The organism is Ignavibacteriota bacterium (genome assembly GCA_016218045.1).
GTDB lineage: Bacteria > Bacteroidota > Ignavibacteria > SZUA-365 > SZUA-365 > JACRFB01.
Window position 1 is genome coordinate 158,180 of record JACRFB010000072.1, and the last position, 11,847, is coordinate 170,026.

The window sequence follows — 11,847 nt, forward strand, 5'->3', positions numbered from 1 at the left end:
GTGGAGGCGCGCTAATCCCACGGGACAGCGGGACGCGCCGGAGGCGCGTCCGTGGAGGGGTATCCCACGGAAATGCTATCTTGCCTGAAGTCGAATATGCTCGACAGCCAGCAATGGCGCCAGAGCATCGAAACGCTGCAAGCTGTCGCGACTTACTCTAATCGTCTAATCGTCTGATCGTCCAATCGTCTGATCGTCCAATCGTCTGATCGTCTAATCGTCTGATCGTCTGATCGTCCGAAACAGAGCCGTCGCGGTTCGACAAGCTCACCGTGACACACCTTCTCTATTGCGCCACTCCCTACTCCCAACTCCCAACTCCCTACTCCCAACTCCCAACTCCCTACTCCCAACTCCCTACTCCCTACTCCCTACTCCCAACTCGCAATGCCTTTTCTCGGAGAACTCAGCGCACTGACAACGGCCATACTCTGGTCCGGAACGTCGATCGTGTTCTCGTCCGCGACGCGGCGTGTGGGGGCGATGCAGGTGAACATTACGCGGCTGTTTCTGGCGTTGATTTTTCTGGCGGTGAGTATCGCCGTCATTGGCGCGCCCGTGAATGTGAGTGCAGAACAACTGGTTCTGCTGGCGGTGAGCGGAGTGATCGGACTCACCTTCGGCGACACCTTCCTTTTTCTCGCATTCAAAGAATGCGGCGCGCGCATCAGCATGCTCGTGATGGCGTCGGCGCCCGCGATGTCGGCGGTGCTCGCGTGGATGTTCCTCGGCGAGGCGCTGTCGTTCTGGGGTGTGACGGGCATGGGCATCACGCTGGCCGGTATTGTGGGCGTGGTGGTGGAGCGGCGCGAGGCCGGAGAGCAGCCGCACGGCCGCGTGACACGGCGCGGCGTGTTCTACGCCTTCCTCGGCGCACTCGGGCAGGCGGTGGGACTCATCTTCGCCAAACTCGCGTTTAACCTCGGCGACGTTCACGGCTTTGTGGCGAGCTTCACACGCATCGGCGCGGCGGTCGTGTCGCTCCTCCCCATCATCGTTTTCACTCCCTGGTATCCGAATCCCTTCCGCGTGTTCCGACGCGATCCTCGCGCGCTCACACTCACAGCCGTCGGCGCGGTGATCGGGCCCTATCTCGGCATCACGTTCAGTCTGATCTCGATACAACACACCGACGTGGCCATCGCCGCCACCATCATGGCCACACCGCCGATACTCATGCTCCCCATGGTCCGCCTCGTGTACAAGGAGCAGCTCTCCTGGCGCGCCGTCGCCGGCGCATTTATCGCCGTGGCAGGTGTGGCGGTGCTGTTTTTACGATGACAATCGTGGATTAGTCCGAGAAGTGGAAGGTAGCAACGTAGAAAGTAACAGATCTGACGAATCTACGTTCCTGTCCTACTTTGCTACCTTGCTACTTTCAACATCCTATCGTACCTGAAACACAAACCCCGCCACACCTTTCTTCTTCAAGGACGCGAGATGAAGAACGGCGGCGTCGCGCGTGTCGAAACTGCCGATGACGAGGCGGTGCACATCGCGGCCGCCTGTAGTCGCGAACTGCACGTAGATGGTGCCGACCTGCTTTCTCTCGAGTTCGTTGAGGCGGCGTATGAGCGCCTCCACCTGGGTAAACGACCCGACCTGTATGCCGAAACCGCGCAGGGTGCTCGGCGTGACGTCGACCTTGTAGAATTCGTTGCGTGAGACGTGGTCGCCCGCGGGCGACTCGGCCCGGCCCACCACCTCGATGCGCACGGGAGCAGTGCCGCTCTTCATCATGCCGAGTTTGGCGGCGGCGGCCTTGGTAAGATCGATGATGCGGTCGTCCTTGAACGGACCCGCATCGTTGATGCGCACGATCACACTTTTCCCGTTGCCGAGATGTGTCACACGCACGAGTGAATTGAACGGCAGCGTGAGATGCGCCGCCGTCATCGCCCACATGCTGTAACGCTCACCGTTGGCCGTGGTCTTCCCGTGGAACTCCTCCGCGTAATACGAGGCCTCGCCCGTCTGTACGAAACCCTCCTGCGATACCGCACGAAGAGTGAGGAGGAGGAATAGACACAGGAGAATACACGAATTGCCCCGGTTACATCGTCTCAATCCCGTCGCGCTTCGACTTCGCTCAGCGAGACACCTCTCCGCTCGGCCGCACTCCCTCGATATCACTGTCCGGTTCTCCCGCTCTCCCGCTGTCCCGCTGTCCCGCTGTCCCGCGCTCCGGAGCCACTCATGAGCATCGCGTAGGGACGCAACTCGTCGAACTGTTCGAACACGATTTTGATCATCGACATCAGCGGCACGGCGAGTATCATGCCCCACACGCCCCACAGCCAGCCCCAGAAAATGAGGGAGGCAAGGATGAGCAGCGGACTCAGATTCAGACTGAAGGCCATGAGCTTCGGTTCGAGCACATTGCCGACAAGGTTCTGCACAACAATGAGCAGCACCAGAGCCAGCAGAGCCGTGACCGGCGAATCGAATTGCAGCAGCGCGATGAGGACGGGGAACACGGTGGCAAACAGGGATCCGACGTTGGGAATAAAATTCAGGAGGAAGGTGAGGAAACCCCAGAGCAGCGCGAAGTCGACACCGAGTATGGCGAGTATGCCCGCAACCAAAGCGCCCGTGAGTGCGCTGACGAGCGTCTTCACGAGCATATAGCGGCGGACACGATCGTCGATATGCCCGATTACTTCCGCGACGGCCCGCGCGCGTTCCGGCGGAAAGGCCATGGCGACCTTCGTCGTCAGACTTCCGCTTCCGGCCAGCATGAAGATGAGGAAGAGAAGAATCATGAACCCGTTACTCAGCAGCGAGACAAGAGAATCGAATCCGGTGGACAGCAGCGGCGCAACCTGGCTCAATGCGTCCCGGGGATTGAAGTCGCTGAGTGTCATGCCGAAATTCGACGCCACGCCCGATGCCGCCGTGAGCAGGTCCTCCGACAGTGTCACCATCTTCGCCTCATACCGCGGCAGCGCCGCGATAAAGGCGTTGGCGCTGCCCACGAGTACCATCGACACGCCGTACAACATGCCCGCGATGACCAGCATCACCACAATGAGCGCAAGCGCCATGGGCACCCGCCGCTTGCGCAAAAACAACACCACGGGTTTGAAGAGGAACGACAGGAACATCGCGAGCACAAAGGGCAGCAGCACCGTCTGCAGCAGATACAGCACCGTCCCGATGGCCACGAGTGCCAGCACCGCCAGGAGCGCTATGATAATCTTCTGTTCCTTCATCCGATTGGTCCCTCCGTCATACTTCCTATTACGCAGCCGTGTTCCGTGAGTGCGGCGGGCCGCCGGAGGCGGACCCCGCCAGGGCCATTTCACCTGTATGATCAGTCCTCCGCGAGCAGCATTTCCTCGGCCTTCCGAAGCTCCGCGCGATGCAGCTCGTCCACTTCCGGATACGACAGATCGAGATCGCGGAGCCGCCGCACGATGATATCGGCAACCGCAGCGCGTGTGAACCATTTGTGGTCGGCGGGGATCACATACCAGGGTGCGTGTTTTGTGCTCGTGGCATTCAGCATGGCCTCGTACGCATCCATGTACGCATCCCAGTGCTGCCGTTCCTTCGCGTCGTTAATCGAGAATTTCCAGTTCTTCTCGGGCCGCTGCAATCGTTCGAGGAAACGTTTTTTCTGTTCCTTCTTAGAGACATTCAGGAAAAATTTCAGAATCACTATCCCGTTGCGTACGAGGTATTCTTCGATGTTGTTGATCTCTTCGTAGCGCCGTTTCCATACATCCCCCTTTTTGGCTTCGGCCGGGAGCTGCTGACGGTCGATGATCTCGGGATGTACTCGCGTCACAAGCACTTCTTCGTAGTACGAGCGGTTGAAGATGCCGATGCGTCCGCGTTCGGGCAGAGCCTTCATGCATCGCCACAGGTAATCGTGATCGAGTTCCTCCGCCGATGGGGCCTTGAAACTGTACACCTGGCAGCCCTGCGGGTTCACGCCCGACATGACGTGTTTGATCGTCCCGTCCTTGCCCGCTGCGTCCATGGCCTGGAAAATCAGCAGCATCGCATACGTGTTCTGCGCGTAGAGCACATCCTGCAGCGTGGCGAGTTCCTCGATGTCCTCGCGCAATTTGCCGAGCGCCTCCTCCTTCTCGGTGAAGTGGCCGGTGAAATCGGGATCAAAATCCTTGAGCTTCCTTTTCTCGTCGTGGGGCACGAGGTAGGGTGAGTGATCCATAGTTCTTCTCCTCAGTGTGTGTGAGCATCCGCCGCGCGGTGCTCACAGGTGCGATGGATCAGTGAACGGCGACAAAACGCGCCGCGGCGCTTTGTACTCCTGCACGCAGACGCAGCACATACACACCCGGACGCAACGGCTGCGCCAGCGCGATTTCATGTATTCCGTCGCGCAGGGATTCGAGCGGCGCGGACGCCACACGCGTGCCGAGCAGTGTGTACACATCCACGATACCTCCATGCTCATTCGCGGCGCCGGACAGTGTGAATGCGACACCCGTCGCCGATGCGCGCGCACCCGAGAGCGCAAGACCCGAGGGCCGCACGGGAACTTGCTCGAGGTCCGTCACGAGTGTTTCGATAGTGCCGTCGTAGGCGATGCGGTACACATGATTCGGAAGCAGCGTGGTGAAGCGGCGGCTTGTGCCGTTGGTATAGCGTATCACGACGCTGTCGATGTCGGCCCAGCCGAGGCCGAAATGGTGCTCGTTGCTGTTCTGGCTGGCCGTGGTGCCTGTGCCGCCGGAATGGGTGGTGCGTTGCAGCGCGCGGCCCCCGGCATACACGGTCACCTTCGTGCCGAAGGCATCACGGGCAACGGACTGTGACGCGTCGCCTGTCAGACGTATTCCGATGTAGCGGCCCTTTTTCTGCAGATCGTTGCGGAAGAGGCGCACGGCGTCGGTGGGACTGGCGGCAATCAGATCCATGTCGCCGTCGTTGTCGAAGTCCAGCCGCGCTGCGGTCCATGCACCGTGTATGTTCGCGCCCGTGTGCCAGGTTCTGTCGAGCAGTCGGCCGCTGCCCTCGAGGTCGTTGATGTAGAAACGCGAGCGTCTGTAGGGTTCGCCGCTGGCGCCCGCCGCGTTGTACGCGTACTGGCAATGGAACACGTCGAGCAGTCCGTCGAGATCCCAGTCCGCCAGCACCACGCCGAAATTCATCTCGAAAAACTTGAGGCCGTACTCGTGCTGGCGTTCTTCGAACAGCGTGATCGACGGACCGCCGTTCATGAAGATGAGCGAGGGATTCGAGACCTGCCCGCGCCAGTCCGGATGTCCGAGATTTCCGACAATCAGATCCTCGTATCCGGAATTATCGATATCACCCCACTCGCAGCCGGCGCCATGTCCGAAGTACTGCGGCGACGCGGTCGGATTGCCGCGCAGGCCCGTGGCCTCGGCCGTATTGGTGAATGTGCCGTTGCCGTTATTGTGATGGAGCAGGTCGGGTGCGAGCCGGTATGTGGCCACAAAAATGTCGGTGCGTCCATCGTCGTCGTAGTCGCAGGCGCTCGCGGCCCAGCAGTCGTAATAGGGCGCGGGTTCGGCGGCGCCGATGCCGCTCGCCTGTGTCTCGTTGGTGAAGCTGCCGTCTCCCGCGTTTTTCCAGATCTGGTCCGGGAAGTAGGTCTCCTGGCCCGAGGCCTCGCGCCGGCCATTGGCGATAAAGAGGTCGAGGCGCCCGTCGTTGTTATAGTCGAGCCACATCGGTGTGACCGTGGGGCGTGGATTCGTGAGCTTCGTGGCGGCGGTGATGTCGGTGAACGTGCCTCCGTCGTTGCGGTACACCTTGTCGTTGTCGCCGCCGTTGACGGCGTAACAGTCCTGATCGCCGTCGTTGTCGATATCGGCCCACACCGACGCTCCCGCCTCAATGCCCAGTGCCACCCGTTCGAACGTGCCGTCCTTTTTGTTGTGGTAGAAGTTGCTGCCGACGGCCACATCGTCGAAGCCGTCGTTGTCCCAGTCCACCACACTCACGCGTCCGGCCTTGAATATCGCGTTCGAGGCATCGACGATGCCGGCACTTTTTGTGACGTCGACCATGGTGGCCGCGGGTGGCTGCGCCGAGCCGCCGCCGGCAGGATACGAGTACACAACTTCGAGGCGAATCATGAAGTCGCCCGCGCCGCGGTAGTACACGCCCGGGAAACCGAGCGTATTGTTCGAGATCGGATCGTACAGGAAGGCGGCGAGCGGTGAGGAGACGCCGTTGTTGTCGATGCCGAAGAAGGGTCCGGCGGATTTGATGCGGTGCTGTATCACGATGCGGTCGTAGCCGTCGCTGCGCAGGGCGCCCGCGGGAACGGGGATGTCGAACCATCCGGGTGTGCCGTTGTAGTCGAATATTATCGGATCGATGAGTGTGTTGTACGACCACACAAAACTCGTGGGCGGAATCGCGCCTTCCGACGGATCCCCGACCACGTAGATGGTGTCGCGCGCCGCCACGGCGCCCGCGAAGTAGATCGACAGCTTTGTCACCTCACAGGGTCCGGCCGGTTTCAGGATCGCCGACTCCTCCCACGCGGTGAGTGGCACGTTTCCGCCGCCTACATGGTAACCGCCATACACGCCGTTGTCGATCTTCACCGTGACGGGCGTCTGCGCCTGACACATCGCCGCGCAGATCAACACTGCGCATACCGGAAACAGGAACGTCTTCATGATTTCACCGGACAGGTTGGGAGAGAATCTCCGGTGAAACTAGCAGGGTACTGCGTGAGAGTCAATTGTCCGGACAGCGGGAGAGCGGGACAGCGGGAGAGCGGGAGAGCGGGACAGCGGGAGAGCGGGAGAGCGGGACAACGGGAGAGCGGGACAGCGGGAGAGCGGGACAGCGGGACAGCGGGACAGCGGGAGAGAAGGGGCAAGAACCAACACGACTCCTGTCTCCTTCCTCCTGTCTCCTCACACACTCAGCTCAGATCGTGCTACCCATCTACCAACTACCCATCTTCCAACTACCATCTACCATCTACCAACTACCATCTACCACCTACCACCTACCATCTACCATCATAACGGGATACGCGTCGTGGCGATGTAGAAACGTCGAGCCACGAAGGCGACATCGGTCAGACTCGCATTGCCCGCCGGATTGCCGCCGGAGACGTGGAAGTCGCTGAAGGTGGCGGACTGGTTGACCCAGATCGGACCCGTGAGATTGAATGAGACGGGCGCGCCTGCAAAGGCCATTTCGTCGGCGATGTGCGCGCGCACATCCGCATCGGTACAGTACGCGGCAAAGGTGATGGCGCCCAGCTCGCGGGCTGCCGAGGCCGCCAGCGCCAGCCCGTGTGCCGTATCGTCGACGGGCACGATACACACGATGGGACCAAACAGTTCGCGGCGGTACACATCCGCTCTCTCGGCGGGCACTTCCAGCACAAGCGGCGAGAGTGAACGGGCGGCATCAAAACCCGCATGGACGACGGGCGCCGCAGCGCGGAGCAAGCTGCACCCCGTGTCGGACATCGAATCCACGCGCTCCACAGTCGCGGGATTCTGGATTGCTCCCAATGTGCCGGGACCCATCTTCTCGTTACCCACGAGCGCCTCGAGTTTCGCGACAAAACGGCTGCACACGTCAGAATAACCGACGAGTGAATCCTTTTCTCTGACCCCGTTTTTGGGGATGAAAATGTTCTGCGGTGTGGTGCACATCTGTCCGCTGTACAACGACACGCTGAAGGCGAGATTGTCGAGCGCGGCATCAAGATCGTCGACACTGTCGAGCAGAACGGAATTTACACCGGCCTTTTCCGTAAAGACGATCTTGTCGGGGATGCGTTCGAGCTGTTCACCAAACGCCGAGTTGCCTGTGTAGTCGATCAGGCGCACCGACGGATGCTGGGCGAGCTGCAGCGCGATCGGCGTGTCGCCGTCGACGGCCAACTGTATCACGTCGGGATCGATGGTATTGTCGCGCAGCGCAGCGCGGATATCTGCCACGGCGACCGCTATCGGCAGAACAGCACCCGGATGCGGTTTCACGATCACCGGATTCCCGCATACAAGATTTGCAAAGATCGCGGGGAAGCTGTTCCAGATCGGAAAGGTCGAGCATCCGATGACCAGCGCCGGACCGCGACCCACCGCGCGGAATGTTTTCTGCAGCCGCACGCTCATCTTGCCCATGGGTTTTTCCCATTCCGTCGAATCCGCAAATCTCGTCTGCTCGTGCAGCCCGAGAGCCAGCGCCTCGAGCGCGCGGTCGTATGCGTGCGGTCCGGAGGCCTGAAACGCCATGATGAAACCCTGTCCGGTTGTGTGCATGGTCGCATAGCCGATTTCGAAGAAATGCCGCGACGAGCGGACAAGGGCCTCCATCAGCAAACCTGCGCGCTCACGCGGCAGCAGCCGCGCCCAGGGACGAAAAACCGCCGACGCGCGCTCCACGTACGCTTCAGTTGGAAGAACCGGATACTGCACGTTTAAGGGAAAACCGTAGGGCGACATCTCTGAACCCGCCCATGACGCGGCATCCTGCTTCAAATCCTCGAAGCGGGCATTCAGACGCGCCTTGAACTGCGCCTCGCCATCGGCTTGTGCTGTCTCGCCGTATATCTTCCCGCTGGGCGGCTCCGGCCACTGTGCATGAAACACTCGCGAATGGATCGCCGCCGTTGCAGTTTCTATCGCAGAGCGGTGGGTCTCAAACAAAGATTGCAGGTCTGACATTCGTGTGGCCCTGGTTTCACCGCCTCTCGACGGTTGGAAAAGTGAAGGAAAATGGCATGTGAAATGTGGAAGGTGGAAAGTAGAAAAAAGTCTGGAATCCGGATAGCCGTAAAAAGATGAAAGTCGAAGGGAGAAGAATCACATCTGGAACTTGAACACGCGTAACGTATGAATAGATTCCAATGAGTCTGATCCTCCCGCGTTCAGCACCACACGTTCAAGCCCCACTCCCAGTTCCTTGCTCCTGCTTCCTCGTTCCTTGTTCCTAGCTCCTCGCTCCTCCATACGCTATATTCCTCACTTTCATCCCTCCCTGGACCACCCCGGAGCACACACATGAGTACGATCACCGAAACGAAGCCCGCACCGTTTCCCTCAACATTCTGGACGGCAAATCTCACCGAATTATTCGAGAGGGGCGCGTACTACGCAATGGCGAGTTTTGTGGTGCTCTACCTCGGCCAGCTCGGCCTCGGGAAATACTGGCCGAGTACACTCAACAGCGTATTGTGGACGCTTGTGTACTTCCTGCCGATTCTCTCCGGCACCATCGCAGACATCGTCGGCTTCAAGCGTTCGCTGCTTGTCGCCTTTGTGCTCCTCGCCATCGGATATTTCCTCATGGGTTACCCGGTCTGGATGGGCGGACAGACGTTATCTCAGACGATCAGCGACACGGTGAACGCCGGAGCCGGTGTTGTGGTACCCGTCATGATCGGCATACTGCTTATCGGCATGGGCGGTTCGGTGATCAAACCCTGCATCTCGGGGACCGTGCAGAAAACCGCGATGGGCCGCGCCACACTCGCCTTCGGTATCTTTTACATGGTGATCAACATCGGCTCGCTATTTGGGCGCGGCATCAGCTACTATGTGCGCACAAATCTCGATCTGAGTTTCATCTTCGCGGTGTCGGCCGGATGTTCCATCCTGGCATTCTTCACCGTGCTTTTCATCTACAAGGATCCCGATTCGCTGCCCGGTGTCACAAAGGTCGAAAAACCGCGTCGCAGCTTAGGCCGCATCCTGCTCGACATGGTGCTTGTGATCAAGAACGTGCGCTTCGCGCTGTTCCTTCTTGTGTCCAGCGGTTTCTTCTTCCTCTATTCCCAGGTCTACAACGTTCTGCCCCTGTATCTGAAAAAAGTGGTGGAGACCGGACCGCCGGTGGACATATACACCATGGCGAATCCCTTTGTCATTGTGTTCTTCCAGCTTCTGATCACCAAGATCTTCGGAAAGATGAAGCCGATCCGTTCCATCATCGTGGGTATCGTGATCATCGGCGTCTCGATGTTGATCAACCTCTACCCGATCTACGCGGGCGGCGGCGTGCGTATGCAGGTGCTGGATCTGCTCCCCATCGGCTCGGCCTTCATCGTGCTCACAGTGGCGCTCATCGCCTTCGGCGAACTTTTCACGTCGGCGCGCACCTACGAATACATTGGCGCATTGGCGCCGAAAGGACAGGAAGGCCTCTTCCTTGGCTATGCGAATCTGCCGATGGCCATCGGCGCCCTTGTGGGCGGACCCGCGGGCGCGGTGATCTTCAACGAAATCATGTGTCATAACGCCGTGACACTCGAGAGCGGACTGCTGGAACTCGATCCGGCATGGAATGCCGCGGGCTGGCTTATACTCATGGCCATCGGCCTGGTGTCGGCGCTCAGCATGTGGCTGTACAACCGCTGGCTGCAGAAACTCGAGCGCGCGGAGGCGGCGCAGTAACCGAAGACCCGCCGTCGCCCGGCATGCGGATGACCGGGCATCGGGATGCTTGCTTCCTTTTCCGGGAATGTTATATTAGGACCGTCTTACTCCCAATTAACATTCTTGTGCCGCGGCAGCTCTGCCGCAGCGCATTCCCATACACCCAGAAGAGGTCACACATGGATACACGTCATAGATTGTTCGCGACGGCACTCGTTGCGGGCCTTGTTTGTGTTGTCGGTTTGGGTATGCCGCAGGGCGCCTTGGCGCAATGCGGCGAGCTGATCACCAATGGAGATTTTGAAGCCGGGAACAGCGGTTTCGCATCACAATACGTGTATCTGCCCGGCAATCTCTACCCCGAGGGTGTCTTCGACGTCGCAGTGAATCATAATCTTTCGCATGCATGTTTCGGCGGAACGGACCATACCAGCGGAACGGGCAAGTCGATGGCCGTGAACGGCTCGGTTACCGCCGGTAAAATCGTCTGGTCGCAGACCGTCTTGGTGCTGCCGGGCACAAACTACGCACTCTCCGCGTGGGTAACCTCGCACTGTGGAGCGTTCAGCCGCGCCGTGCTTCGTTTTACTGTGAACGGCGTGCAGGTGGGAGGCAATCATTGGGCGCCGGCAACGGCGTTTGAATGGAACAACTTCTCCGCCACGTGGAATTCCGGCGCAGCCACGAGCGCGGTGATAGAGATAATCGATCTAAACACCGCTCCCGGCGGCAACGACTTCGGTCTCGACGACATCTCCTTCATGAAGATCGACGAGACGGAACCGGTGATTACTCCGGCTCCCGCCGCGACTATGTGGCCCCCGAATCACACGTATCACACCTTCACGCTGGCCCAGTTGCTCAGCTCCGTCACGGATGATTGTGACACCAATCCCGAGGTTGTCATCACATCGGTTTCGAGCGACGAGCCCGAAGATGCGCAGGGCGGCGGCGACGGCAACACCGTCGACGACATCGTGATCGCCGCCGACTGCCAGTCGGTGGACCTGCGCGCCGAGCGCAAGGGCAACGGCAACGGCCGCGTGTACACGATTCACATTCTCGCGAAGGACTACAGCAACAACTGGACGCAGGCCACCTGCACCGTCACTGTTCCGCACAATATGAACAGCACTCCCGTCGACGACGGTGCCGCCGCGGGATATACGGAATACGGCCCGTGCGCGCTCGGGAAAGCGTCCGCCGGTGATGTATCGACCGCGGGATTTGACCTCGAGCCCAATTACCCGAACCCCTTCAACCCCAGCACCACATTGAGCTACACGTTGCCGGTGGACGCTTCGGTGACACTGCGCGTCTATGACTATGCCGGCAATGTCATGGCGACGGTGGTTGATGGTTTCCACACGGCGGGCAACCACCGCGTCAGTTTCAACGCCTCCGATCTGCCGAGCGGCATGTATCTGTACCGCCTCGAAGCCGACGGCGTGGTATTGCAGCGCGCGATGCAGTTGGTGAAGTAGTCCGTCAC

The 11,847-nt window shown here is 59.9% G+C and carries 8 protein-coding genes; 3 read left to right on the forward strand and 5 right to left on the reverse strand.

Annotated features, from left to right (window positions below; genetic code table 11):
• The first annotated feature begins 387 nt into the window (after nt 1–387).
• On the forward strand, nt 388–1,281 hold the full coding sequence (locus tag HY962_17770) for a DMT family transporter (protein ID MBI5648781.1): 894 nt from the start codon (nt 388–390) through the stop codon (nt 1,279–1,281).
• A gap of 105 nt (nt 1,282–1,386) precedes the next feature.
• On the opposite strand, the gene HY962_17775 is transcribed toward HY962_17770, so the two are convergent.
• From HY962_17775 to paaN, 5 genes are all read right to left on the reverse strand, one after another.
• The gene (locus HY962_17775) at nt 1,387–2,133 is read right to left on the reverse strand and encodes a septal ring lytic transglycosylase RlpA family protein (GenBank protein ID MBI5648782.1); all 747 of its coding nucleotides are present in this window, start codon (nt 2,131–2,133) and stop codon (nt 1,387–1,389) included.
• The gene (locus tag HY962_17780) at nt 2,130–3,212 is read right to left on the reverse strand and encodes an AI-2E family transporter (protein MBI5648783.1); all 1,083 of its coding nucleotides are present in this window, start codon (nt 3,210–3,212) and stop codon (nt 2,130–2,132) included. Before HY962_17780 ends, HY962_17775 begins: the two co-directional genes overlap by 4 nt.
• Before the next feature lie 101 nt (nt 3,213–3,313).
• Nucleotides 3,314–4,180 (reverse strand): polyphosphate kinase 2 family protein, encoded by an 867-nt coding sequence (locus tag HY962_17785; protein ID MBI5648784.1) that lies wholly within the window; start codon nt 4,178–4,180, stop codon nt 3,314–3,316.
• 58 nt (nt 4,181–4,238) lie between these two features.
• Complete coding sequence (locus HY962_17790) at nt 4,239–6,629, reverse strand: CRTAC1 family protein (protein ID MBI5648785.1); 2,391 nt, start codon at nt 6,627–6,629, stop codon at nt 4,239–4,241.
• Nucleotides 6,630–6,980: 351 nt separating this feature from the next.
• On the reverse strand, nt 6,981–8,645 hold the full coding sequence (gene paaN, locus HY962_17795; GenBank protein MBI5648786.1) for a phenylacetic acid degradation protein PaaN: 1,665 nt from the start codon (nt 8,643–8,645) through the stop codon (nt 6,981–6,983).
• A gap of 336 nt (nt 8,646–8,981) precedes the next feature.
• Here paaN and HY962_17800 point away from each other — a divergent pair, with 336 nt between their 5' ends.
• Together HY962_17800 and HY962_17805 are read left to right on the forward strand one after the other, a co-directional pair.
• The gene (locus tag HY962_17800) at nt 8,982–10,373 is read left to right on the forward strand and encodes an MFS transporter (GenBank protein MBI5648787.1); all 1,392 of its coding nucleotides are present in this window, start codon (nt 8,982–8,984) and stop codon (nt 10,371–10,373) included.
• A 161-nt stretch (nt 10,374–10,534) separates the two neighbouring features.
• A complete protein-coding gene (locus tag HY962_17805; protein ID MBI5648788.1) occupies nt 10,535–11,839 on the forward strand; it encodes a T9SS type A sorting domain-containing protein in 1,305 nt (434 codons plus the stop codon).
• The last annotated feature ends 8 nt before the right edge of the window (nt 11,840–11,847 follow it).

Coding starts and splice junctions, on each gene's coding strand:
- HY962_17770 (MBI5648781.1), top strand. CDS start 388: ATGCCTTTTCTCGGAGAACTCAGCGCACTGACAACGGCCATACTCTGG.
- HY962_17780 (MBI5648783.1), bottom strand. CDS start 3,212: ATGAAGGAACAGAAGATTATCATAGCGCTCCTGGCGGTGCTGGCACTC.
- HY962_17785 (MBI5648784.1), bottom strand. CDS start 4,180: ATGGATCACTCACCCTACCTCGTGCCCCACGACGAGAAAAGGAAGCTC.
- HY962_17790 (MBI5648785.1), bottom strand. CDS start 6,629: ATGAAGACGTTCCTGTTTCCGGTATGCGCAGTGTTGATCTGCGCGGCG.
- paaN (MBI5648786.1), bottom strand. CDS start 8,645: ATGTCAGACCTGCAATCTTTGTTTGAGACCCACCGCTCTGCGATAGAA.
- HY962_17800 (MBI5648787.1), top strand. CDS start 8,982: ATGAGTACGATCACCGAAACGAAGCCCGCACCGTTTCCCTCAACATTC.
- HY962_17805 (MBI5648788.1), top strand. CDS start 10,535: ATGGATACACGTCATAGATTGTTCGCGACGGCACTCGTTGCGGGCCTT.